The 25,278-nt window shown below is 59.2% G+C and carries 18 protein-coding genes; 8 read left to right on the top strand and 10 right to left on the bottom strand.

The annotated features are described in order from the left end of the window. Positions 1 to 520 precede the first annotated feature (520 nt). Both EAH74_RS16520 and EAH74_RS16515 read right to left on the bottom strand, forming a co-directional pair. Positions 521 to 919, bottom strand: a complete 399-nt coding sequence (locus EAH74_RS16520; protein WP_140679824.1) for a hypothetical protein — start codon at positions 917 to 919, stop codon at positions 521 to 523. Further along, positions 916 to 5,793 (bottom strand): RHS repeat-associated core domain-containing protein, encoded by a 4,878-nt coding sequence (locus EAH74_RS16515; RefSeq protein ID WP_140679822.1) that lies wholly within the window; start codon positions 5,791 to 5,793, stop codon positions 916 to 918. The genes EAH74_RS16520 and EAH74_RS16515 overlap by 4 nt, the downstream gene beginning before the upstream one ends. 262 nt (positions 5,794 to 6,055) lie before the next feature. Here EAH74_RS16515 and EAH74_RS16510 point away from each other — a divergent pair, with 262 nt between their 5' ends. Next, complete coding sequence (locus tag EAH74_RS16510) at positions 6,056 to 6,751, top strand: HAD-IA family hydrolase (RefSeq protein ID WP_140679820.1); 696 nt, start codon at positions 6,056 to 6,058, stop codon at positions 6,749 to 6,751. 149 nt (positions 6,752 to 6,900) lie between these two features. Here EAH74_RS16510 and EAH74_RS16505 read toward each other — a convergent pair whose 3' ends face one another. Then, on the bottom strand, positions 6,901 to 7,647 hold the full coding sequence (locus EAH74_RS16505) for a 3-oxoacyl-ACP reductase family protein (protein WP_008146002.1): 747 nt from the start codon (positions 7,645 to 7,647) through the stop codon (positions 6,901 to 6,903). A 125-nt stretch (positions 7,648 to 7,772) separates the two neighbouring features. On the opposite strand from EAH74_RS16505, the gene EAH74_RS16500 reads away from it, so the two are divergent. Then, positions 7,773 to 8,696, top strand: a complete 924-nt coding sequence (locus EAH74_RS16500) for a LysR family transcriptional regulator (protein ID WP_140679818.1) — start codon at positions 7,773 to 7,775, stop codon at positions 8,694 to 8,696. A gap of 117 nt (positions 8,697 to 8,813) precedes the next feature. Here EAH74_RS16500 and EAH74_RS16495 read toward each other — a convergent pair whose 3' ends face one another. From EAH74_RS16495 to EAH74_RS16485, 3 genes are all read right to left on the bottom strand, one after another. Next, complete coding sequence (locus EAH74_RS16495; RefSeq protein WP_140679816.1) at positions 8,814 to 9,542, bottom strand: aspartate/glutamate racemase family protein; 729 nt, start codon at positions 9,540 to 9,542, stop codon at positions 8,814 to 8,816. 56 nt (positions 9,543 to 9,598) lie between these two features. Continuing rightward, positions 9,599 to 11,140 (bottom strand): NCS1 family nucleobase:cation symporter-1, encoded by a 1,542-nt coding sequence (locus tag EAH74_RS16490; RefSeq protein ID WP_140679814.1) that lies wholly within the window; start codon positions 11,138 to 11,140, stop codon positions 9,599 to 9,601. 522 nt (positions 11,141 to 11,662) lie between these two features. Next, entirely contained in the window at positions 11,663 to 12,403 is a 741-nt protein-coding gene (locus EAH74_RS16485) for a phosphoadenylyl-sulfate reductase (RefSeq protein ID WP_008027340.1), read from the bottom strand. A 173-nt stretch (positions 12,404 to 12,576) separates the two neighbouring features. Here EAH74_RS16485 and thrH point away from each other — a divergent pair, with 173 nt between their 5' ends. Then, the gene (thrH, locus tag EAH74_RS16480; protein WP_140679812.1) at positions 12,577 to 13,194 is read left to right on the top strand and encodes a bifunctional phosphoserine phosphatase/homoserine phosphotransferase ThrH; all 618 of its coding nucleotides are present in this window, start codon (positions 12,577 to 12,579) and stop codon (positions 13,192 to 13,194) included. Positions 13,195 to 13,307: 113 nt separating this feature from the next. Here thrH and pabB read toward each other — a convergent pair whose 3' ends face one another. The 4 genes from pabB to EAH74_RS16460 all read right to left on the bottom strand — a co-directional run bounded on the left by pabB (position 13,308) and on the right by EAH74_RS16460 (position 17,922). Continuing rightward, positions 13,308 to 14,645, bottom strand: a complete 1,338-nt coding sequence (gene pabB / locus EAH74_RS16475) for an aminodeoxychorismate synthase component I (RefSeq protein ID WP_140679810.1) — start codon at positions 14,643 to 14,645, stop codon at positions 13,308 to 13,310. Positions 14,646 to 14,858: 213 nt separating this feature from the next. Continuing rightward, positions 14,859 to 15,845 (bottom strand): alpha-L-glutamate ligase-like protein, encoded by a 987-nt coding sequence (locus EAH74_RS16470; RefSeq protein ID WP_140679808.1) that lies wholly within the window; start codon positions 15,843 to 15,845, stop codon positions 14,859 to 14,861. Beyond that, positions 15,845 to 17,380: an inactive transglutaminase family protein gene (locus EAH74_RS16465; protein WP_123365948.1), complete on the bottom strand. Its 1,536-nt coding sequence runs from the start codon at positions 17,378 to 17,380 to the stop codon at positions 15,845 to 15,847. The genes EAH74_RS16470 and EAH74_RS16465 overlap by 1 nt, the downstream gene beginning before the upstream one ends. A gap of 5 nt (positions 17,381 to 17,385) precedes the next feature. Further along, positions 17,386 to 17,922, bottom strand: coding sequence for an ATP-dependent zinc protease family protein (locus EAH74_RS16460; RefSeq protein WP_008146333.1), 537 nt, complete (start codon positions 17,920 to 17,922; stop codon positions 17,386 to 17,388). A gap of 302 nt (positions 17,923 to 18,224) precedes the next feature. Here EAH74_RS16460 and EAH74_RS16455 point away from each other — a divergent pair, with 302 nt between their 5' ends. The 5 genes from EAH74_RS16455 to prpF all read left to right on the top strand — a co-directional run bounded on the left by EAH74_RS16455 (position 18,225) and on the right by prpF (position 25,179). Next, positions 18,225 to 18,944 carry a GntR family transcriptional regulator gene (locus tag EAH74_RS16455; RefSeq protein ID WP_177327884.1) on the top strand — a complete coding sequence of 240 codons (720 nt, stop codon included), beginning with the start codon at positions 18,225 to 18,227 and terminating at the stop codon, positions 18,942 to 18,944. Continuing rightward, a complete protein-coding gene (gene prpB, locus EAH74_RS16450) occupies positions 18,941 to 19,831 on the top strand; it encodes a methylisocitrate lyase (protein ID WP_008146328.1) in 891 nt (296 codons plus the stop codon). Before EAH74_RS16455 ends, prpB begins: the two co-directional genes overlap by 4 nt. A gap of 175 nt (positions 19,832 to 20,006) precedes the next feature. Beyond that, complete coding sequence (prpC, locus tag EAH74_RS16445) at positions 20,007 to 21,134, top strand: bifunctional 2-methylcitrate synthase/citrate synthase (RefSeq protein ID WP_140679806.1); 1,128 nt, start codon at positions 20,007 to 20,009, stop codon at positions 21,132 to 21,134. A gap of 202 nt (positions 21,135 to 21,336) precedes the next feature. Next, positions 21,337 to 23,934: a Fe/S-dependent 2-methylisocitrate dehydratase AcnD gene (acnD, locus tag EAH74_RS16440; protein ID WP_140679804.1), complete on the top strand. Its 2,598-nt coding sequence runs from the start codon at positions 21,337 to 21,339 to the stop codon at positions 23,932 to 23,934. Positions 23,935 to 23,988: 54 nt separating this feature from the next. Then, entirely contained in the window at positions 23,989 to 25,179 is a 1,191-nt protein-coding gene (prpF, locus tag EAH74_RS16435) for a 2-methylaconitate cis-trans isomerase PrpF (RefSeq protein ID WP_140679802.1), read from the top strand. The last annotated feature ends 99 nt before the right edge of the window (positions 25,180 to 25,278 follow it).

Raw genomic sequence — 25,278 nt, 5'->3', positions numbered from 1 at the left:
CGCAGGCCACTCGTCGATTGTGCGGCACCTTTAAAAAGCGATGACTGCCAGAAATCAGGTACGCACCTTTTAAAGGAGATACACCATGATCAGGTCAAAATTGACGACCGTGACGGTGATCGGCGCGTTGTTGGCCGGCTCAATGTCGGCGTTTGCTCAGTCCTCCGGCACCGATGCACCTGTGGATAAGGGCGGGATGCCGCCTTATTCAGAAATGAATGCTGGCTCAGCAGACGAGAAGGCGCTGCCGCCTGGCACTATTAAGGGTGGGAATGGTGGTGATGCAAACGGAAGTAGCACCAGCCCGGAGAAGGGAAGCGGGGCGATGAGTGGTGGAGGTTCGAGTGGGAGCGGTTCTGGGAGTGGGTCTGGAGGCTCTGGTAGTTCTGGAAACTCGGATGGAGGAACTGGTAGTGCAGGCAGTGACTCCGCTGGCGCGGGAGGTTATTAGTGAAGCGTGAATATTGATAAGCCCGGACATAAACCGGGCTTTTAAAGTTTGTGGATCACACGAATAAAACTAATTGGATTTTTCTGATTCAAACCAGCGTTTATAAAAATTTCGCTGTTCATTTGGATCATTCGTCAGATTGGATTCGTCATAATCAAATATATAAATCACATCGTTAATTGACGATGCTTTACCCAGTGTCAACTCATACGCTTTTAGTCCAAGCGACATTTGAGATGACATACTGGATGGATGGACATTGATCTTCGACCCCTTGCAAAGAAAAAGTATGTTGGGATTGTCTTCTCTAACCCGGCCAAAGCATCTATAAAAATCGCTGTCTGTATAGGTTTTGTTAAAGCCGTTTTTCATCTTGAAGGTTATAGAGACTGTTCGGTTGTCGCAGATCAATTGAGCGACTTCTTTTACGCCGGCGATGCTGATCGTCAATTTAACGGTTGATATCATTTTTTTATTTTCCTGTATGGGTTTGGTATGGAGTAGCCGAGTTCCCGACCGTCATCAATAATCAGCGTCGCTCCCAGCACGTCCTCGTTTTTTATCCGACCTTTTATGGCGATTTCTTTCTCATCTCCAAATTGATACATGCCTCCAAGCTCCTTTTTCAAGTCATACCCGGGGATTTTTTGAAGTGTGAACAGGTAACCTACTCTCGTATGAAAACCGGTAGCAAAAAGCTTTCCTACATCCCTGGAAGTTGAAGTGCTTATGAAGTTGCTCGGTGGGTTATCACTGTCGATGGAGTGGCGCAACAAGTCATTACTTCTGCCTTTACTTTTGAATCCATTTTCAAATACATCATCGGGCTCGCGTTTGTCTCCGCGGTATAGGTAATCTTCCTCTCCTTTAGGCTTGGGTGGCGTTGGCTCACCCTCATCAACCTTCGCCGTCCCCGCCGGATCCTCATCCCCAAACGCCGGCCGCTTACACCCATCCCCACCCGGACACTCACTCAACCCCAACGGATCAACCCACCCCGTCGGGTTCCGCGTGTACTGATACCCGTTTAACCCACCCGCCAACTTGCTCGGATCCGGTGTCAGATACCGTCCAACATCCGGATTGTAGTAGCGATGCCGGTTGTAATGCAGACCAGTCTCCGCATCGAAATACTGCCCCTGAAACCTCAACGGTTGATCCAGCACCTGGTGGGTGTCGCGGTTGAGTCGAGTCAGGCGGCCATACGCTGCGTATCGGGCGGCCCAGATGATGTCGCCGCTGTAGTCGGTGAGTTCTTGCGGTGTGCCGAGGTGATCGAGTTGGTAATAAAACGGACAAGCCTTGCGCGGGCCTTTGCCGTCGAGCATGGCCAGTGGGCGGAAGCTGCCGGGTTCGTAAACGTAGCTGCGGTGGTGGTCCTGGCTGTGTTCGGCGATGAGGTTGTCGCCCTGCCAGAAAAATTCGGTGGTGTTGCCGTCGACGGTTTTGCTGATGCGGCGGCCGAAGGCGTCGTAGCGGTAGGTCGCCTGGCTGCCGTTGGGCAGGGTGGCGCCGATCAGCCGATGTTGGCAGTCGTAGCGGTACTCGGTGACCAGTTTTTGCCCGGTGCCGCGGCGCTCGCGGATCAGGTTGCCAAAGGTGTCGTAGTCGTAATGGCGGTCGCCTTGCATCAGCAGGCGGTTGCCTTTGACGGTGGCCGGGCCTGGACGATCCTGCATCAGCAGGCTGCCCGCCGGGTCGTGGGCGAAGCTTTCCGGTTGTTGATCGCGGGAGTGGCGGACGCGGATCAGGCGGTTGAGCGGGTCGTACTGGTAATTGCGTTGGCCGTGACGGGTGTCGGCGATGCTGTCGAGATTGCCATTGGCGCTGTAGGCATAGTCGCGGCGATACAGTGTTTGGAGGTGTTGGCTGACAGCGTGGGCTTTCAGACGGCCCTGGTCGTCATACTGATAATCGCTGAGCAACAGGCCTTGTTGGCGGTTTAGTTCGCGGCCGGCGAAGAACGTATGCGACGTCAATCGGGTGCCGTTGAGGTCGATGGCCGTCAGCGCACCGCCCTTGGCGTGGTGGTAATCGAGTTTGCTGYYGTCCGGCAGGCGCAGGCGRTTGAGCTGGCCGCAGGCGTCGTAGCCATARCGCAGCGTGCCCCAGCCTTGGTGTTCGGTGATCAGSCGGTCYTGCTGGTCGTATTCGAACTCCAGCGGATGGTCGWGGCCRTCGTCGACGCTGACCAGTCGGCCGAGGCTGTCGTAGCGGTATTSAACCTTGATGCYGTCGGGSAGGGTTTTGACCAGCAGGCGTCCGGCCGAGTCYCGCTSRTAASCSGTMAYCAGCTGCGARCCRTCMTCRCCGAACTCGGTTTTCYCCAGCAGWTGGCCRTTGAGGTCGTAGGCGTACGCCGTRCGYTGGCCGTCGAATCCGSTTTCCTGTCGGATCAAGCCRTTGGRCGTGTARTCCAGGAGATATTTTTCGCCGGATTCGTTTTCGATTTCCGTGAGCAACAGCTGGGCGTTGTCGTAGCGGTACTTCAGTTGGGTGCCGTCGGCATTGATACGGCGGCTGACCAAGTGCAGGTCGTCGACGTATTCGTAGCGGGTGACGCGGCCCAGTTCATCGCGTTCGGCGGTGATCTTGCCGTAGGCGTTGTAGCTGAAGGCGCGGCTGGCGCCGGTGGGAAGCGTCGTCTGGATCAGTCGGCCAACGGCATCCCATTGGTACTGGGTGACGGCGCCGTGTTCGTCCTGACGGGTAATCTGCCGCCCCATCGCATCGTAGGAAAACCGCCGCACACCACCATCCGGCAGCGTTTCCTCAACCAACTGCCCCAAGGCGTTCCAGGCAAAAACATGCCGACTGGAGTCCGGGTAACGGATCGACAGCAGCTGACCTTTTTCGTCGTAGTGATAGTGGCTGACATGACCGTCAGGATCGGTCGCTTCGGTGATGTCACCCTGGGCGTTGCGCTGATATTTCCACACGGCTTTACCGCGAAACCGTGCGTGCAGGAAACCGTTGCGATACTCGTAGGCCGTCGGTTCGTCTTCCGGCGGAATCAGCGTGATAAGCCGTCCGACCTCGTCATAACGGTATTCGGTGACGGCGCCGAGCGGATCCTGCTCGGCAAGCAACCGACCTTTATCGTCGTAGGCCTTGAGGTGTTCGCCGCCGTCCAGCTCGACCTTGCGCACCAGTCGCGCCTGTCGGTCGTGCTCGTAAATCTCTTCGCTACCGTCAGCGTTTTTAACCAGCACACTGCCGTTGTCATCCCAGGCGTAACGCGTGTCCATCTGCGAAAAAGTCGCCCAATGCCGAACGCACCGGGCCGCCTTGCCGGCACGTTCCCACTCCCAGTAGAAACTTGCTCCGCCGGCCAACTGCCGCTGCAGAATCACGTGCTGCTCGTCGTAGTCGTAGCGTTCGCTTTCGCCGGCGGCATTGGTTGCTTCGATCAAGCGATGACAAGCGTCGTATCGGTACGCAACCAGCGTTTGCTCAGTACGCCAGGCGTCTTCCAGGGTGTCGGCCGGATGAAAACGCTGATACTCGACGGCGACCACGTGTCGGCGCTCATAGCGCAATAGAAGGGAGCGCCCTGCGCCGTTATTGAGGCGCTTGATCCTGTCAGAAGAGTCCCGCTGCACCGTCAGCCGATTGCCGTAGGCATCGCTGATAGCCGTCAGACGTCCTGCACGAAAGTGGAAAAAACGCGATTTTTCGCCAGACAAAGCGAGGATCAGTTCTTCTGGCTCGTCACCTAGATAAATTGCCGCCCGCGACAGGCTGTTGTGAATCGTCGGACGCTCGATATTCGGTAGCGGAAAGGTCGTGCGGCGGTTTTCGTGGTCGATCCAGATGACGGTGTCGCCATCGATTTCCAGGTGATGGGCGAGTGAGTGACTCCAGCCGAATCCGAGCCCGCAATCGATCTCCACCGCACTGGTGCGATAGAGCCGGGTGAAGTCGAACGGCAAAATCCCGTCCAGTACACCGTCGGTGAGGGTGAGCAGTTCCTCGCCCGTGACCATCGATACCGGACAGCCATTGGTACAGGTCAACGGTCCGCAATCGGCGCTGTCACCGTTGGGGTTTTTCGCTTGCTCCGGGGCATCGTCGCGATGTTCCTGCCTGCCAATCCTGGTCATGGCTTCAGACTTGTCGCGAGCAATGGCCACCGGATTTTTCACCAACAGAACCGGCGCAACCCCCGCGGTGATTTGCAACGACACGGCGGGCGCAGGTTTGATCGGTGCATTCCGGGCATTGACCATCAGCGGTTTGAGCGCGCCAGCGTGGACTGTCAGGTCGGACTTGGCGGTGAGCTCAGCCAATCGCAAACTGGCGACCGCCAGCCATTGTCGGGTCTGCGGGGACTTGATCCTGGACAGCACCTTCTCACTCAGACGCAATTCCAGTCCTGCAGGACCGGTGAGGCACATGAGCAGGAAACTGATCAATAGCTCCGTGCGAATTTCCGCCACGACCTCGGCGATGTACTGCGGCGGTAACATCCTCAGCCAACTGGTGAACGCCGCGAGATGAATGAACATCAACGGCTCGTCGCTCAGCATTAGCAACACCTTGGCGATGGACTCGGCCGAAGCGTTCAGCAGCGTTTCAATCTCGGATTGGGTCAGGTATTCAAGGAGTTTTTCGCTGTTGGCCTGCAGGTCCGCGATCAGGGCATAAATCTGTTTCACGTCATCCCACAAACCGTTCAGCGAGTTCTCGAAACCGCGCCAATCGGCCTGTTGCAGCATGCCGTAGCGCTTGATGAAGCCGGCTTGGGAGAACCCGGCCCACGCTGGTTCGAACTCGGTCGTCCACTCGTTGCGCAACCAACCTTCCAGCTCGCCGATGACGCCCTGATAGGAGGCATAAAGTGCTTTGACGTGATCAGCGGATACATCGGGAAAGAACGTGATGCGATAACGCTGGCCGCGCTGGCAATCGGGGATTTCCAGGATGCCGCTGGGGCCGATTTCGTTGTGGATCGGCTCGCCAAACATCTGCTCACCCGCCATGTCGGAAAGCAAAGGTTCAAGCATCACCGGCGTATTGCCGATCGGCACGAAACGCGCCGCCTCAAACATATGCACCAGAGTCAACGGACCGCTGGCCGGGCACTCGGTGACTGTCGCACTGACTGGTGTGGTCGAATGCTTCGGCGCGCTTAGACGGACTTCGTTGCCGACCTTGAAAACTTGCTCGACATCCAGGGCCTTGCCGGTCCAGAAACTTTCAGCCCAGGCGTCGTAGTCATTGAGGCAGAGCCGAAAGTCATCGAGCAGCGCTTCGACATTCGGCTGCTCAGGGTCCATGGCGGCGACTACCAGCAGCCCGATGGTGTTGTTCAAGGCCAGGAGGTTGTCAGGTACGAACATTCGCAGTCCCTCGCGCGGATCAATTCAGAGCGCGAGACTTTGCGGGGGATCGGCGGGGAAAGAAGTCGGGAAAGTAAGTGTTTGGTGTAGGGGAAATCGCTAAATGACGAAGAGCACTTCGGCCAGGTTTTAGTACCGGTCAGGCATTGCCCGTTGCCCTATGCCCATCGCGCTCGTTATGCTGCTGAATCCTTTAATCGATCGCGGACCCGGCCGTACCTGAGCCGCCTCTGGGATGTCATTAGAAAACGGATCAGATGCGATGAATGCACCGCTGAATGAATTCGGCCCGATCAAGGCCGTGATTTTTGATATGGACGGCTTGTTGCTGGACACCGAGGGCATTTACACCGAAGTCACGTCCGTGATTGCCGCGCGTTACGGTCGGGTTTTTGACTGGAGCGTCAAACAGCACATCATCGGCCGTGGCGCGGGTGATCTGGCGCGTTATGTGGTCGAGGCGCTGGATCTGCCGATTACCGCCGAAGAGTTTCTGGTGATCCGCGAACCGCTGATGCGCGAGCGTTTTCCTACAGCACTGGCGATGCCTGGCGCACAGGAGCTGGTTCGGCATCTGAAGGCCAACAACATTCCGATCGCAGTGGGCACCAGTTCTTCGCGTCAGTCGTTTGGCCAGAAAACCACGTTGCACCGCGACTGGTTCGCGCTGTTCGATTTCATCGTGACGGCCGATGATCCGGAAGTCGGCGCGGCCAAACCGGCGCCGGACATTTTCCTCACGGCGGCGCGGCGCCTGGGTGTTGCGCCTGAGGATTGCCTGGTGTTCGAGGATTCGCCGTTCGGTGTCACGGCGGCGAAAGCGGCGGGGATGACCGCGATTGCGATCCCGGATGCGGCGATGGCTGATGAAAAATACGCACACGCCGATGGCATTCTTCGTACGCTGAAGGCGTTTAAGCCAAGCGCCTGCGGTTTGCCAGCGCTCGAATGGGCTTGATGCAGAAAGTGTGGGAGCGAGCCGGCTCCGGGCGGCGTTCCGACGAAGGCGGTGTGTCAGTCAGCATTGATATCGACTGATACTCCCTCTTCGTCGGAACGCCGCCCGGAGCCGGCTCGCTCCCACATTTTTGGATTGCGTTTAAGTCATCAGGCGCCGAAACCACCGTCGATGGTCAGGCTGGCGCCGGTGATGTAGCCGGCCTCGGGACCGACGAGGTAGGCGACGAAGCTGGCGATTTCTTCCGCTTTACCGTAACGACCCACCGCCATCAACGGGATCAGGCTTTCGGCGAAGTCACCACTGGCCGGGTTCATGTCAGTGTCGACCGGGCCCGGTTGCACGTTGTTGATGGTGATGCCGCGGGGACCGAGGTCACGCGCCAGGCCTTTGGTCAGACCGACCAGCGCCGATTTGCTCATGGCGTACGGGCCACCACCGGCGAAGGGCATGCGGTCGGCGTTAGTGCTGCCGATGTTGATGATGCGACCGCCTTCGGTCATGTGTTTGGCGGCGGCCTGGGTGGCGATGAATACGCTGCGCACGTTGATCGCGAGGGTCTGGTCGAAGTCTTCGAGTTTGAAGTCTTCCAAGGGGGCAACGGCCAGCACGCCTGCGTTGTTGACCAGAATGTCCAGGCGACCAAAGGCTTTTACGGTGGCGGTCACGGCGTTGCGAATGGCCTCGGCGTCGGCGCTGTCAGCCTTGATGGCGAGGGCTTTGCCGCCGTTACCGGTGATGCTGTTTTGCAATTCTTCGGCCTTGGCCGTGGAACTGACGTAGGTGAAGGCGACTGTCGCGCCTTCAGCAGCCAGGCGTTTGACAATGGCGGCGCCGATACCGCGGGATCCGCCTTGAATCAAAGCCACTTTGCCGCTGAGGTTCTGAGTAGTCATATCGATCTCCAAAGTCCCGAGGCGAGATGTCTCGGTTGATGGAGCCTAGTATCGATTCAGGATTACCGGCTGTGTAGACGGTAATTGCGATAGTCTGTGTAAACCAAAAGTTTACAGTGGCGCTTATGGAAACCTTCAGCAGTATCGAATGCTTCGTGCGCAGTGCCGAGGTCGGCAGCTTCGCCGAAGCGGCGCGTCGCCTGAGTCTGACCCCGGCGGCGGTGGGCAAGAGCGTCGCCAAACTTGAGACGCGGCTGGGTGTGCGGCTGTTTCAGCGCAGCACTCGCAGCCTGACGCTGACTGAAGCGGGTCATCGGTTTCTCGGCGAAGTGAGTTCCAGTCTTCACACGATCCAGAATGCCGTGGCCAATCTGGCCAGCGCCGAGGGGCTACCAGCAGGGACGTTGAAGGTCAGCATGGGCACGGTGTTTGGGCGGTTGTACATCGTGCCGTTGCTCGGGGAGTTTCTGCGGCGCTTTCCGGCGATCAACCCGGACTGGCATTTCGATAACCGTCAGGTCGATCTGATCGCTCAGGGTTTCGATGCGGCGATTGGCGGGGGATTCGAGCTGCCGCAGGGGGTGGTGGCGCGCAAGCTGACACCGGCCCATCGGGTGTTGGTGGCGTCAGCCGAGTATCTGGCGGGGCGCGAAGCCATTGTCGAACCTGACGACCTCAAGCAGTGCGACGGAATTCTGATCCGCTCCCCGCAAACCGGTCGCGTGCGCTCCTGGCAATTGACCAGTCGCACCCAGCAACACAGCCCGCTGGTGCTTAAGGCACGGATGACCATGAGCGATTCGGAGGCAGCGTGTGCCAGCGCCGCGCAGGGTTTGGGCATCGCGCTGGTGAGCATGCCGTTTGCCGTGGGTTATCTGCAGGCGGGGACGTTGCAGCGGGTGTTGCCGGACTGGTATGTCGACGATGGCAACATTTCGATCTATTACGCGGAGCACAAACTGCTGCCCGGCAAGACCCGGGCGTTTGTGGATTTCATTATTGAGCAGTTTGCGGAGCAGGGGTTGGGGCAGCGGTTTAGCGCGCTCTGAGTCTGGCTTTAGACCGAGGTGTGGCCTTCGCGAGCAGGCTCGCTCCCACAGGGGATTTGTGAACGACACAGATCAAAATGTGGGAGTGAGCCTGCTCGCGAAGAACGATGACGCGGTCTACCTGCCAAACTGCCCCGACCAGCCGATAATTTTCTTCGGTCGCGGCGTTGCATAGGTCCGCACTTTGGACGTCGACAATCCCAATCGCACCAACGACTCGGCAATCGTCACCGCCGCCGTCACACCATCCACCACTGGCACGCCAGTGCGCCGGCGAATCTGTTCATCCAGCCCGGCCATGCCGCCGCAGCCCAGGCAAATCACCTCGGCCTTGTCTTCAAGCACGGCCAATTCTGCCTGACGAATAATTGCCTCCAGCGCACGCTCAGGATCGGATTCCAGTTCCAGCACCGCCAAACCACTGGCCCGCACCGACGCGCAACGGTCCCAGAGTCCGGACAGTTTGAGGCGATCCTCGATCAGCGGCACGGTGCGGTCCAGCGTGGTGACCACCGAGTAGGCATGGCCGAGGAACATGGCGGTGCTGGCCGCCGCATCGGTGATGTCCACCACCGGCACGTTGAGCAACTCCTGCAAACCCTCGCGGCCGTGTTCGCCGTAACCGGCCTGGATTACGGCGTCGAAGGGTTGGTCGTAAGCCATAACCCGATCCATCACCGCGATGGCGGCCAGGTAACTTTCGAAATTGCCTTCGATGGAGTCAGCACCGAAGTAGGGTGTCAGGCCGATGATTTCCGTGCCCGGCGAGGCCACGGACTGAGCCGAACGCGCGATGGCCTGGGTGATGGATTCGGTGGTGTTGACGTTGACCACGAGAATTCGCATGGGAAGTCCTTATAGCGGGTGATTCTGCGACCCGACGGTGCCGGGCCGCCTAGGGGTTAATGGCTGACGTTATCGACGGCGATGGCTTCGCCGCTGACGTCTGCGTAATGGGGCTGCCGTTTGGCGATGATCAGGTAGAGCATCCCGGCAATCCCGGCCCCAATCAGCCAGGAGAAGGGCGATACGCTGTCGAAACCCGGTACCAGCGCCAGGACAATGGCGATCAGTGCGGCAGGAATGAACGCCGCGACGGCGCGTAAATTGACCCCTCGGCTGTAGTAATAAGCGCCGCTGGGATCCTCGCTGTACAACTGCGGCACGTTGACCTGACCTTTTCGTACGAGCCAGTAGTCGACCATGATCACGCCGTACAACGGGCCGAGCAGGGCGCCGAGGCCGGACAGGAAATAAACGATCACCAGCGGGCTGTTGTAGAGGTTCCACGGCAGGATCAGCACCGCGATGGTTGCGCTGATCAGCCCGGCGCGGCGGAACGTCAGGTATTTGGGCGCCAGGTTGCTCAGCACAAAGGCCGGGGCGACGAAGTTGGCCATGATGTTCACCGCCACAGTGACGATCAGGAACGCCAGGCAACCGAGCACCAGAAAGAAGGTGTTGGGAATCGAGGCGATGATCTCGGTCGGACTTTCGATAATCCGGCCATTGATCTGAAATTGCGCGCCGCAGAGCAGGACGGTGATGCTGGCGAATACCAGAATATTCACCGGCAGGCCCCAGAAATTGCCGACCTTGATGGTCTTGCGGCACGGCGACGAACGGGCGAAGTCGCAGAAGTTGAGGATCAGCGTGCCGTAGATCGACAGCCACAACGCACCACCGGCAAAGATGTTGCGCCACATCTCGCCGCCGGTCAGCGGTTCGCGGATCGACCAGGCGATGGTCGCGTTGGCCTGAAAGTACATCCATGCGGCGAGGGCGGCGACGGTCAGCAGAATCACTGGCCCGGCGAACGCCTCGTAACGCCGCACCATCTCCATGCCATAGGCGAGAATCGCCAGTTGCACGAACCAGATCGCCACGAAGCACACCCAGCCCAGGCTCGATAGACCGAGGATCGAGTTGTGGTCGTAGTCGGCGAAGCCTGGATGAACCGCTGTCAGCAGTACGCGAAAGACCACCGAGGCCAGATACGTCTGAATCCCGAACCAGGCAATGGCGATAACGGCACGGATCAATGCAGGAATCTGCGCCCCGTGAATGCCGAAACTGATCCGGCTGATGACAGGAAACGGCACGCCGGTCTTCTGCCCCATGTAGCCGGAGAGGTTCATGAAGCAATACACCAACGCCGCGCCGATCCCCAGGGACAGCAGGATTTGCCAGCCGCCTAGTCCGAGGGCGTACAGCCCGATGGCGAATGAGTAATTGGCGATGTTGTGAACGTCGTTGGTCCACAGGGCGAAGATGCTGTAGCGGCCCCAGCGTCGACCTTCGGCTTTGGTCGGCGCCAGGTCCTTGTTGTGCAGGCGAGGGCTGAGTACGACGGGTTCTTGAAACGTTTGGTCGTGAGGGGTTGAAGTGGGTGGGAAGGAGGGCAGATCCAGCGCGATGTTGTTATTGGAGAGGCTAGTACGCATTCCGGCAGGCTCCGAGCTTGGCGTCGCGATGACTGTGCATGAGCGTGGGCTCGACAAATCTTCGTCGCGGGCAGTCAGCATCATTGGTTACGGGGCATCTGCAGCCTGTACGGGATAGGGCGCTTCAGGCTTGCGGATCTAAAGTGTGTGTATGTTTTGACATGATTGTATACAAAACATGTATGCACTTAAGCCAGATCCATGCCAGTCAGCGATCTATGAATTCTGCTGCTAATTTCGTTTTGTTATCTGTTCGCGATAAGTGTCTGAAATAAAGGCGATATAAATTGACTGTTTGAACAGGTATTTATTTTTCAGCGGGATTTGAAGAAAACATCGACTGAGGAAGTCAGGGCGGGAGCGTGTAACTTTTTGGGGCGCGGAAATGAAAAGTGCACACATAAATGGCACCTATGGTGACATTCGTGTGTACACATTTTTAAGATCAAAAGATCGCAGCCTGCGGCAGCTCCTACAGGTGTACATCACACCCCTGTAGGAGCTGGCGAAGCCTGCGATCTTTTAAGCTTTGGACTTGCTGATGATATTGCCCGCATGCAGACCGCATTCTTTCTGCGTCGCTTCTTCCCACCACCAACGACCTTCGCGCTCGTGCTGGTTCGGCAGCACCGGGCGGGTGCAGGGCTCGCAGCCGATGCTGATGAATCCGCGTTCGTGCAGGCTGTTGTACGGCAGCTCCAGCATGCGGATGTAACCCCAGATCTCTTCACTGGTCATTTGCGCCAGCGGGTTGAATTTGTACAGGGTGCGTTCCGGGGTGGAGAACGCGGTGTCGATTTCCAGCACGGCGACGGCGCTGCGTGTTCCGGGGCTCTGATCCCGACGCTGACCGGTGGCCCAGGCTGTCACACCGGAGAGCTTGCGACGTAGCGGCTCGATCTTGCGGATGCCGCAGCATTCGCCATGGCCGTCCTTGTAGAAACTGAACAGGCCTTTTTCCTTCACGAAAGGTTCGAGCTTGGTGTAGTCCGGCGACACCAGTTCGATGTCGATCTTGTAGTGCTCGCGCACCTGATCGATGAAGCGGTAGGTCTCGGGGTGCAAGCGGCCGGTGTCGAGGCTGAACACTTTGACGTTCTTGTTCAGCTTCCAGGCCATGTCCACCAGCACCACATCTTCGGCACCGCTGAAAGATATCCACAGGTCATCGCCAAACTCGGCGAACGCGAGTTTCAGGATGTCCTGGGCGGATTTGTTGGCATAGGTCGTGGCGAGTTCCACGACGTCGAACGTTGGGCTCATCAGGGCGGCTTCCTACAGGTCGGTGGCGCTGGGCGCTCTATATGGCTCTGATGGTAACAAAAACCTACGGCTGCTGGCGCGCCCTCTGCGTTGCGCAGGCTTGCCTGAGTCGCTAGAGTTCGGCAGTCCTTTTGCTCGCTCGACTCAATAATCAATACAAATGGGAGTGTCTTGTGGAAATTGCCTGTCTGGATCTTGAAGGTGTACTGGTCCCGGAAATCTGGATCGCCTTCGCCGAAAAAACCGGGATCGAGTCCCTGAGAGCTACCACCCGGGACATCCCCGACTACGACGTGCTGATGAAGCAGCGTCTGCGGATTCTCGACGAGCACGGCTTGAAACTCACCGACATTCAGGAAGTGATCGCCACGCTCAAGCCGCTGGATGGCGCCATCGAGTTCGTCAACTGGCTGCGTGAGCGCTTTCAGGTGGTGATTCTGTCGGACACGTTCTACGAGTTCTCCCAGCCGTTGATGCGTCAACTGGGCTTCCCGACCTTGCTCTGCCATCGTCTGATTACTGACGATTCCGGTCGGGTGACGAGCTATCAATTGCGTCAGAAAGATCCCAAGCGCCAGTCGGTTTTGGCCTTCAAGAGCCTTTACTACCGGGTGATCGCGGCGGGGGATTCCTACAACGACACCACGATGTTGGGTGAGGCAGATGCGGGGATCCTGTTCCATGCGCCGGACAATGTGATTCGCGAGTTTCCGCAGTTCCCGGCGGTGCACAGCTTTGATGAGCTGAAGCAGGAATTCATCAAGGCCTCCAACCGCGCCCTGACCTTGTAAACCCAACCCTGTAGGAGCTGTCGAGTGAAACGAGGCTGCGATCCTTTGATCTTGCTCTTAAAGATCGCAGCCTCGTTTCACTCGACAGCTCCTACAGGGGGCGGTGTTGGTTGTTACAGGTTTTGCAAGGTATCGAGCAATACCTTCACCTTGGTAATCGATTCCTGATACTCAGCCTGCCACTCCGAGTCCGCGACAATCCCGCCACCACCCCAGCAACACACCTGCCCATCCTTGACCAGCAAGCTGCGAATGGCGATGGAGCTGTCCATCTCGCCGCGCACGTCCAGATAGAGCAAAGACCCGCAGTACAACCCGCGACGCGTCGGCTCCAGCTCGTCGATGATCTGCATCGCGCGAATTTTCGGTGCACCGGTAATCGAGCCGCCAGGGAAGCTGCCGGCGATCAGGTCCAAAGCGTCCCGGTCATCCGCCAGTTCTCCGGTCACGCTGCTCACCAGGTGATGCACGTTCGGGTAGCTTTCCAGGCTGAACAACTCCGGCACTCGTACCGAGCCGATACGGCAAGTACGGCCGAGGTCATTGCGCAGCAGGTCGACGATCATCAGGTTTTCCGCGCGGTCCTTGGGGCTGGCCAGCAGTTCGGCGGCGTTTGCCGCATCTTCGGTAGCGGTCAGTCCGCGAGGGCGAGTGCCTTTGATCGGGCGGGTTTCCACATGGCGTTCGCTGACTTTGACGAAGCGTTCTGGCGACAGACTCAGTACCGCACCGCCGTCGGGCAAACTCTGAAAACCGGAAAACGGCGTCGGGCACGCCGCCCGCAGCGCGCAATACGCGGCCCATGGATCGCCCTGGCACTGAGCGCGGAAACGCTGGGCGAAATTGACCTGGTAACAGTCGCCAGCCTGGATGTAGTGCTGAATGCGTTCTAGCGCGTGGCGATATTCGTCAGCGCTCAGGTCGGCCTTCATCGGGGCTTTCAACTTGAAAGACTCGACTGCTTCAGCTGTAGGCTCACTGAATAGCGTGATCAGACGCTGACGTTCGCTGTCGATCAGTGACGGGTGGAAGACCAACTGACTTGTACTCAGTTGGTGATCGGTGATCAGTGCCCAGTCATACAGCCCAAAACGTGCATCGGGCAATTGCAGATCGTCCTGCGCCTGACTGGGCAGGTGTTCCAGATGGCGACCGAAGTCGTAGCTCAGGTAACCGATGAGGCCGCCGGCGAAGGGCAAATCGTAAGGAACAGCCGCTTCACCGAGTCGTGTCAGATTGTCGCGAAGGCGTTGCAGGAAATCGCTGCCACTTTCGTCAGGCAATACTGCTATTTGCTCCAGCGGCCAGGCACTGAGCAGGTCATAACATCCACGCTCGGCACTCGGCCGGCCACTGTCGAGCAGCACGGCACCGGGGGCATGACGAATCGCCGCGAAGTACTCGGCGGGGTTGGCGCAATAGGGGAGCGGGTGTACGGAACAGGTCAACATGGGCGGGGCAGATCAGCCATCGAGGCGGGGGTGGCGATTGTAGTCTCCTCGGGGAATTGCTCCTAGAGGGGATGTCGGGGAATGGCAGATTGGCGGCAGGTTGGGAGCCTTAGTGGCTGTCAGGCCGCCTTCGCGAGCAGGCTCGCTCCCACAAGGATTGCGCTGAACCCTGTGGGAGCGAGCCTGCTCGCGAAGGGTCGCCGCGGTTCAAGATCAGCCCTCAACCGCGGGAATATGCCCAAACATTTCCTGAACAAACTCAACCCGTTCCCGCACCGTCTCAACAACCCCACGAGCCTTCAACTCTTCCAGGCGTGCTTCAACCGCGTGGGTGCGCAACGTCAGCCCGCAATCATTGGCAATCTGAATGTTCAGCCCAGGCCGGGCATTGAGCTCAAGAATCAGCGGTCCTTTCTCCTGGTCCAGCACCATGTCGACACCGATGTAACCCAGCCCGCACAACTCATAGCAGCCTGCGGCGAGTTTCATGAAGCCGTCCCAGTAGGGCAGTTGCACGCCATCCACCGCGTTGGTGGTGTCTGGGTGTTTGTTGATGATGTTGTTCAGCCAGGTCCCGCGCAACGTCTGCCCGGTCGCGAGGTCGACACCGACGCCGATGGCGCCTTGGTGCAGGTTGGCCTTGCCGCCGGACTGGCGCGTCGGCAAGCGCAGCATGGCCATCACCGGGTAGCCCATCAGCACAATGATGCGGATGTCCGGCACGCCTTCGTAGCTGATGCTTTTGAAGATCTGGTCCGGGATCACTCGGTATTCGATCAGCGCGCGGTCGCGGTGCCCGCCCAGGGAATACAGACCGGTGAGGATGCTGGAGATATGGTGCTCGAGCTCCTCATGGTCGATGATCCTGCCGGACACTGTGCGATAGCGCCCCTCGAACCGGTCGGCAACCACAATGATGCCGTCACCGCCGGCGCCCTGGGCCGGTTTGATCACGAAGTCGTTGCGCCCGCCGATGATCTCGCCGAGGTTGTCGATTTCTTTTTCGGTGGAGATCACGCCGTACAGTTCCGGCACATGAATGCCGGCGGCGATGGCGCGTTCCTTGGTGATGATCTTGTCATCGACGATCGGGTACAGACTGCGCTTGTTGTACTTGAGCACGTAGTCCGCGTTACGCCGATTGATCCCCATGATGCCCCGGGCTTCCAGGGCCTTCCAGGTCTTCCAGAAGCCGAACATCAGGCGTCAGCCTTTTTCAGGAACGCCTTGAAGCGCACCAGTTCGGTCAGGCGGTAGCCGCGATAGCGACCCATCGCCAGCATGAAGCCCACCAGGATCAACAGGGTCGCCGGGAAGGTGAACACGAAGTAAACCAGCTCCGGAACGCTCATGATCAGGTGCGCCAGCGACGCGGCGAACAGCGTACCGATCGCCACTTTCATGGCGTGGCCGGAACCGCGTTCTTCCCAGGTAATCGACAGGCGTTCGATGGTCATGGTCAGAATCACCATCGGGAACAGCGCCACCGACAACCCGCGTTCCAGGCCGAGTTTATGGCTGAACAGGCTGATCGCCGCGATCAGCACCACCACGAAGGTCAGCACCACCGACAGCCTCGGCAGCATTTGCAGCTTCAAGTGTTCAAGGTAGGAGCGCAGCGACAGGCCCAACGCCGTGATGATCGTAAACAGCACGATACCGAAGCCGAGCTGGGTTTCCCGGAACGCCAGGGCGATCAGCACCGGAGTAAAGGTGCCGAGGGTCTGAATGCCGATCAGGTTGCGCAGGATCAAAATCACCAGCACGCCGATCGGGATCATCACCATGATCATGAAGGTTTGCTGGGTTTGCAGCGGCAGGCCGTACAGCGAGTATTCGAGGAAGTTGGCGTCGGTGTTTTCGTCGGTCAGCTTGGCCAGGCGAATGGCGTTCATTTCGCTGTTGTTCAGGCTGAAGGTCACGTTGGCCTTCTTGCCGCCATCGACGGTGATCAGGTTTTCGTCGCCGGTCCACCACAGCAGGCGGTCGGTCGGCAGGCCCTGTTCACCGGTTTCCGGGTTGAAGTACAGCCAGTCGGTGCCGTTGAAACTGCGCAACCAGAGTTCCGGAGTTTGCGGCTGGTCGGCCACCAGACGAATGGTGTGGACCTTTTCCACCGGCACGTGCGCGATGGACAGCACCAGCTCGACGATTTTCGCCTTGTGCCCGGCGGACGGATCGCCGCCCAGCAGCAGTTTCACGTTGTCGTCGTTGAGATTGTTGACACGCTTGATCGCTTCGCCGATGAAGGTTTCGACGTCGGCCGAGTGCTGGCGGATCGGTGCGAGCAGGGCTTCGGCGGCGATTTTTTCCGCACCTTCGACGGCGATGCTGTCGCGGAAGGTAGGCCCTTTGATCTTGGATTTTTCACCGGTGTAGCGCTTGGTCAGCACCAGGCGGTAATAAAGGGTCTGATTGCCCTTGGCCCGACGTGCCGACCAAGTGACTTTGCGGTTGCCGTCGGCACGGTTCACGGCCACACCGTAGTTATTGGAAATGAAGCTCTCGTTGAGACTGACGTAATCGCGGCTCAGCGGCGGCACGAACATCTGGATCTTGACAGGGTCTTTGGCACTGGCGACGAACTCGACCTTGGCGTCGATGTTCCATAAGTCGTCGGTGGCGTCTTCGGTCACGGGGATGCCGAGCACGAAGATCTGATAGGCCGTAACTGAAATACCCAGCACCACCAGGATGGCGATCAGGAATTTCAGGTGAAGGGTAAGAGAGCGCATTGGAATTACTCTGCGGTATGAGCGTCGGTGGCGCAGGCGGGTTTGCCAGCAGCGTATTTAAGACTGGGGTCGACCAGCGCATCGAAGCGTTTCAGCGCTTCGGAGCCGATCAGGAGCGGGTATTGGAAGGCGCTGCGGTCGGTCAAGTTCACTTCGATACTGCGTAAAGCCGAACCCATGCAGATATTCAGCTCGATCACCGGACGGGCGGTGTACTTCTTGCCTTCTTCCGGGTCGTAGTCGCCGGCCCTGCGCTTGATCTTGCTGACGCGGGCCAGTGGCCGTTCGATTGGGTGCGAGTGCGCAGCGTCAATTGCCAGATAGAAGCGTACCCAGGACTCGCCATTGCGTTTGAAGCGTTTGATGTCTCGGGCACTCAGGGACGCGGTTTTCGCCCCGGTGTCGAGTTTGGCGGCGACTTCCAGGTCAATGCCGTCCAGGGAGGCGTACTCGTTGAGGCCGTAAACGGTCTTTTCCCCCGCCGCGGCGAAACCGGGCAGGCAAAGAAGATAAAGGAAGGTGGGGAAGGGCTTGAGTCTCATAAATCCTGGTGCGCAGCGGTCCGTACTTCTATTCAAGGCCCTGGCATTGCTGCGCAAGCTCCCTCGTATGCCTATCAACTGTTTATGACAAGCAGTGCAGATGTCACAAACAAATGCGGCCGGCATTCTAGCACGGTCGTTTTATGGCGCCAGCGCCGGGGGGCGGCTATAAACAGAGGGACTGCCTCGTTAAGGTGCAGTCGGTTATTAGACGATTGTCGACAATACCTATTTATCCTTTGACTAAAAGGTCTGTATTCGCTAGTTTTTGCGGCATCAGCTTTCAAGGTGTCGACAATATGCTGGATCAACTCGATCCCCCGGTCATTGCCCAAGACGATTCAGAGACACTTTCCGAGAACGTCTTCCGGCGCATCCAGGCGGCCATCGTCAAGGGCGAAATCGCCCCGGGCAGCAAGATCTCCGAGCCGGAACTGGCGCGCACCTATGGCATCAGCCGCGGGCCGCTGCGTGAGGCGATCCACCGTCTGGAAGGCCAGCGCCTGCTGGTTCGCGTGCCGCACGTCGGGGCGCGGGTGGTTTCGTTGAGCCATGCCGAGCTGCTGGAGCTCTACGAAATCCGCGAATCCCTCGAAGGCATGGCCTGCCGTCTGGCGGCCGAGCGCATGACCCTCGAAGAAATCGACGAACTGCGCCGGGTCCTCGAAACCCATGAACGCGATGCGGCGTTTCAGGCCGGTGTCGGCTACTACCAGCAGGAAGGCGATTTTGACTTCCATTACCGAATCATCCAGGGCAGCGGCAACCGCACCCTGACGCAGATGCTCTGCGGCGAGCTCTATCAACTGGTGCGCATGTACCGCATCCAGTTTTCCACCACGCCCAATCGCCCGCGTCAGGCCTTTGCCGAGCACCACCGAATTCTCGACGCCATCGCCGACCGTGACGGTGAACTGGCCGAGTTGTTGATGCGCCGTCACATCGGCGCCTCCAAACGCAATATCGCCCGTCACTACCAGGACGGCGCTAACCAGACAGCCACTGAACGAGGTGAGTCATGAGTTCCAACAAGAGCACTCCAGGCCAGCGTTTCCGCGATGCGGTCGCCAGCGAACATCCGCTGCAAGTGGTCGGCGCGATCAACGCCAACCACGCGCTGCTGGCCAAGCGCGCCGGTTTCAAGGCTATTTATCTGTCGGGTGGCGGGGTGGCTGCCGGCTCCCTCGGCGTGCCGGACCTGGGCATCACCGGTCTGGATGACGTGCTGACCGACGTGCGTCGCATCACTGACGTTTGCGACCTGCCGCTGTTGGTGGACGTGGACACCGGTTTCGGCTCCTCGGCGTTCAATGTCGCGCGTACCGTCAAGTCGATGATCAAATTCGGTGCGGCGGCGATTCACATCGAAGACCAGGTCGGCGCCAAGCGCTGCGGTCACCGTCCTAATAAAGAGATCGTGTCCCTGCAGGAAATGGTCGACCGCATCAAGGCAGCCGTCGATGCGCGCACCGATGACAGCTTCGTGATCATGGCCCGTACCGACGCCCTCGCAGTGGAAGGTCTGGAATCCGCTTTGGATCGCGCCGCCGCGTGCATCGAGGCCGGCGCCGACATGATTTTCCCGGAAGCCATCACCGAACTGGACATGTACAAGCTGTTCGCCAGCCGCGTGAAAGCGCCGATCCTGGCCAACATCACCGAATTCGGCGCGACGCCGCTGTACACCACCGAGCAACTCGCCGCGGCTGATGTGTCGCTGGTGCTGTACCCGCTGTCGGCTTTCCGCGCGATGAACAAAGCCGCAGAAAACGTCTACACCGCGATCCGCCGCGACGGCACGCAACAGAACGTCATCGACACCATGCAGACCCGCATGGAGCTTTACGATCGCATCGATTACCACACCTTCGAGCAGAAGCTCGATGCGTTGTTTGCTGCCAAGAAATGAAGATCAAAAGATCGCAGCCTCGTTTCACTCGACAGCTCCTACAGGGTTGTTGCCGAACGAGGTCCATGTAGGAGCTGTCGAGCGAAGCGAGGCTGCGATCTTTTCGGCAACACCCAAAGAACCTGATGAATCACAACTTGCCGATTCCCTAACAAATTCAAGATTGGAGACAGCAATGGCCGAAGCAAAAGTACTCAGTGGCGCCGGGCTCCGTGGCCAGGTTGCCGGGCAAACCGCACTGTCCACCGTGGGCCAGTCGGGCGCAGGTCTGACCTATCGTGGCTACGACGTTCGCGAACTGGCGGCTGACGCACAATTCGAAGAAGTGGCCTACCTGCTGCTTTACGGTGAACTGCCGACCAAAACACAACTCGCCGCTTACATCAGCAAACTGGGCAAGCTGCGCGACCTGCCGCAAGCGCTGAAAGAAGTGCTGGAACGCATCCCTGTCGACGCCCACCCGATGGACGTGATGCGCACCGGTTGCTCGTTCCTGGGCAACATCGAGCCGGAGAAAGACTTCTGCGAACAACACGACGTGACTGATCGTTTGCTCGCCGCGTTCCCGGCGATCATGTGCTACTGGTATCGCTTCAGCCATGACGGCAAACGCATCAGCTGCGTGAGCGATGAACAATCCATCGGCGGCCACTTCCTGCACCTGCTGCACGACAAGAAGCCGAGCGAGTTGCACGTCAAAGTGATGAACGTTTCGCTGATCCTCTACGCGGAGCACGAGTTCAACGCCTCGACCTTCACCGCACGGGTTTGCGCCTCGACCCTGTCGGACATGTATTCCTGCGTCACGGCCGCCATTGGCTCGCTGCGTGGTCCGCTGCACGGCGGCGCCAACGAAGCGGCGATGGAAATGATCGAGCGCTTCTCGTCGCCGGAAGAGGCCGTCGAAGGCACCCTCGGCATGCTGGCGCGCAAGGACAAGATCATGGGCTTCGGCCACGCGATCTATAAAGACAACGATCCGCGTAACGAAGTGATCAAGGGCTGGTCGAAAAAACTCTCTGAAGAAGTGGGCGACACTGTGCTGTTCCCGGTTTCCGAAGCCATCGACGCAACCATGTGGGAACAGAAGAAACTGTTCCCGAACGCCGACTTCTACCATGCGTCGACGTACCACTTCATGGGCATCCCGACCAAGTTGTTTACACCGATTTTCGTCTGCTCACGCCTGACCGGCTGGGCGGCGCATGTGTTCGAACAACGGGCCAACAACCGCATCATCCGCCCGAGTGCCGAGTACGTCGGCGTCGAACAGCGCAAGTACGTGCCAATCGAACAACGCTGACCGGGAGGGCGCTGACGCTGGTTACTGAAGGAACCTGAAACCCTGTGGGAGCGAGCCTGCTCGCGATGACGGACTGACATTCAACATCAATGTCGACTGATACACCGCTATCGCGAGCAGGCTCGCTCCCACAGTGGAATGTGTTTACTTCAAATCCGCGCCGGGTGCCCCCCTTTGTAATTACCGTGACCGAGTCCTGACGATGAACACTGAATTCCGCAAACCGCTGCCCGGCAGCCATCTGGATTACTTCGACGTCCGCGCGGCTGTCGAGGCCATCCAGCCTGGCGCCTACGACACTCTGCCGTACACCTCCCGCGTGCTGGCGGAAAACCTGGTGCGTCGCTGTGACCCGGCCACGCTCACCGAATCCCTGAAGCAATTCATCGAGCGCAAACGCGACCTCGACTTCCCATGGTTCCCGGCTCGCGTGGTGTGCCACGACATTCTCGGCCAGACCGCGCTGGTCGACCTCGCCGGCCTGCGTGACGCCATCGCCCTGCAAGGTGGCGACCCGGCGCAAGTGAACCCGGTGGTGCCGACACAATTGATCGTCGATCACTCCCTGGCCGTCGAGCGCGGTGGTTTCGATCCGGAGGCGTTCGAGAAGAACCGCGCCATCGAAGACCGTCGCAACGAAGACCGTTTCCACTTCATCAACTGGACCAAAAAGGCCTTCAAGAACGTTGATGTGATCCCGCCGGGCAATGGGATCATGCACCAGATCAACCTGGAGAAAATGTCTCCGGTGATCCAGGTGCGCGACGGCGTGGCGTTCCCCGACACTTGCGTCGGCACTGACAGCCACACTCCGCACGTCGATGCACTGGGCGTGATCGCCATCGGTGTCGGCGGCCTGGAAGCTGAAAGCGTGATGCTCGGCCGCGCGTCGTGGATGCGTCTGCCGGAAAGCGTCGGCGTCGAACTGACTGGCAAGCTGCAACCGGGCATCACCGCCACCGACATGGTGCTGGCGCTGACCGAGTTCCTGCGTCAGCAAAAAGTCGTCGGTGCGTGGCTGGAGTTCTTTGGCGAAGGCGCCTCCGCGTTGACGCTTGGCGACCGTGCGACCATCTCCAACATGGCCCCGGAATACGGCGCCACCGCAGCGATGTTCTACATCGACCAGCAGACCATCGACTACCTGAAACTCACCGGCCGTGAAGACGAACAGGTGCAGTTGGTCGAGAACTATGCCAAACAAACCGGCCTCTGGGCTGACAGCTTGAAGAATGCACAATACGAGCGCGGGTTGACCTTCAACCTGTCCTCGGTGGTGCGCAACATGGCCGGCCCGAGCAACCCGCACGCCCGCGTTGCGACCTCGGACCTCGCCGCCCAAGGCATCTCCGGTCAGTGGGACGACGTTCCTGGCCAGATGCCGGATGGCGCGGTGATCATCGCCGCCATCACCAGTTGCACCAACACCAGCAACCCGCGCAACGTCATCGCCGCCGGCCTGCTGGCGCGCAATGCCAACAAGCTCGGATTGACCCGCAAGCCGTGGGTCAAATCGTCCCTGGCACCGGGTTCGAAAACCGTGGCTTTGTATCTGGACGAAGCCGGCCTAACCACCGAACTGGAGCAACTCGGCTTCGGCGTCGTGGCGTTTGCTTGCACCACCTGCAACGGCATGTCCGGCGCGCTGGATCCGGTGATTCAGCAAGAGATCATTGACCGCGACCTGTACGCCACCGCTGTGCTGTCAGGCAACCGCAACTTCGACGGCCGGATTCACCCATACGCCAAGAACGCCTTCCTCGCTTCGCCGCCGTTGGTGGTGGCTTACGCCATCGCCGGCACCATCCGTTTCGACATCGAAAAAGATGTGCTGGGCCTGGACGCCGAGGGCAAGGAAATCCGCCTGAAAGACATCTGGCCGAGCGACGAAGAAATCGACGCGGTGGTCAAGGCTTCGGTCAAGCCGGAGCAGTTCCGTCAGGTCTACATTCCGATGTTTGCCATCCACGAAGACACCGGCCCGAAAGTGACGCCGCTGTACGACTGGCGCGAGATGAGCACCTACATCCGCCGTCCGCCGTACTGGGAAGGCGCGCTGGCCGGGGCTCGTCCGCTCAAGGGTATGCGCCCGCTGGCGGTGCTGCCGGACAACATCACCACTGATCACCTGTCGCCGTCGAACGCGATCATGCTCGACAGCGCCGCCGGTGAATACCTGGCGAAAATGGGCTTGCCGGAAGAGGACTTCAACTCTTACGCAACGCACCGCGGTGACCACTTGACCGCGCAACGCGCCACCTTTGCCAACCCGAAACTGTTCAATGAAATGGTTCAGGAAAACGGCAAGGTCAAACAGGGTTCACTGGCGCGTGTCGAGCCGGAAGGCAAAGTGATGCGCATGTGGGAAGCCATCGAAACCTACATGGAACGCAAGCAGCCGCTGATCATCATTGCCGGCGCCGACTACGGTCAGGGTTCGTCTCGCGACTGGGCGGCCAAAGGCGTGCGTCTGGCGGGTGTGGAAGCGATTGCAGCCGAAGGCTTCGAGCGCATTCACCGCACCAACCTGGTGGGCATGGGCGTGTTGCCGCTGGAATTCAAACCGGGCACCGACCGCAAGACGCTGGGCATCGACGGCAGCGAAACCTACGACGTGATCGGCGAGCGCACCCCGCGTGCCGATCTGACGCTGGTGATCAATCGCAAGAACGGCGAACGCGTCGAAGTGCCGGTGACCTGCCGTCTCGACACCGCCGAAGAAGTGTCGATTTATGAGGCGGGCGGCGTGCTGCAACGCTTCGCTCAGGACTTCCTCGAAGAATCGGCGGTTGCCGTTTAACACGATGAGTTCGGGCGGGGCCATGCGGTCCCGCTCGATCCTAAAAGGAACATCATGGCTCACGCACCTCAAATTAGAATCCCCGCCACCTACATGCGCGGCGGCACCAGTAAAGGCGTGTTCTTCAGCCTGAAAGACCTGCCTGAAGCAGCACAGGTTGCAGGCCCGGCGCGCGACGCTTTGTTGCTGCGGGTGATCGGCAGCCCCGACCCGTATGACAAGCAAATCGACGGCATGGGTGGCGCGACCTCCAGCACCAGCAAAACCGTGATCCTGTCCAAAAGCATCAAGGCCGATCACGACGTCGATTACCTGTTCGGTCAGGTGTCTATCGACAAACCTTTCGTCGACTGGAGCGGTAACTGCGGCAACCTGTCGGCAGCGGTCGGTTCGTTCGCCATCAGCAATGGTTTAGTGGACGCCAGCCGCATCCCGCATAACGGCGTTGCCGTGGTTCGCGTGTGGCAGGCCAACATCGGCAAGACCATCATCGCCCACGTGCCGATCACCAACGGTGAAGTGCAGGAGACCGGTGATTTCGAACTCGACGGCGTGACCTTTCCGGCGGCTGAAGTGCAGGTCGAGTTCATGGACCCGGCGGCGGAAGAAGAGGGCGGCGGTGGTTCGATGTTTCCTACCGGCAACCTGGTCGATGACCTCGAAGTGCCTGGCGTCGGAACGTTCAAGGCGACCATGATCAATGCCGGTATTCCGACGATTTTCGTTAATGCCGAAGACATCGGTTACACCGGCACCGAGCTGCAAGGCGCGATCAACAGTGATCCGAAAGCGTTGCTGATGTTTGAAACCATTCGGGCTTACGGCGCATTGCGCATGGGCCTGATCAAGGATCTGGACGAAGCGGCCAAGCGTCAGCACACGCCCAAGGTTGCTTTCGTGGCCAAGCCTGCGGACTACGTTGCTTCGAGTGGCAAAGCGATTGCGGCGGGCGATGTCGATCTGTTGGTGCGGGCGCTGTCCATGGGCAAATTGCACCACGCGATGATGGGCACGGCGGCGGTGGCTATCGGTACGGCGGCGGCGATTTCCGGCACGCTGGTGAACCTCGCTGCGGGTGGTATTGAGCGCAATGCCGTGCGCTTTGGGCATCCGTCCGGCACCTTGCGTGTGGGGGCTGAAGCCAGCCAGGTGAACGGCGAGTGGACCGTGAACAAAGCCATCATGAGCCGCAGCGCACGGGTGTTGATGGAAGGTTATGTCCGCGTGCCGGGTGACTGTTTCTAACTAGCGCATACCCCCGTAGGAGCTGCCGAAGGCTGCGATCTTTTGATCTTGCCTTTAAAAAATCGAGATCAAAAGATCGCAGCCTTCGGCAGCTCCTAC

Origin of the sequence: Pseudomonas mandelii, assembly GCF_006438925.1 — a bacterium.
GTDB lineage: Bacteria > Pseudomonadota > Gammaproteobacteria > Pseudomonadales > Pseudomonadaceae > Aquipseudomonas > Aquipseudomonas mandelii_C.
The sequence above is the reverse complement of the archived record's forward strand: the minus strand, read 5'-3'. Positions and strand labels throughout refer to the sequence as shown.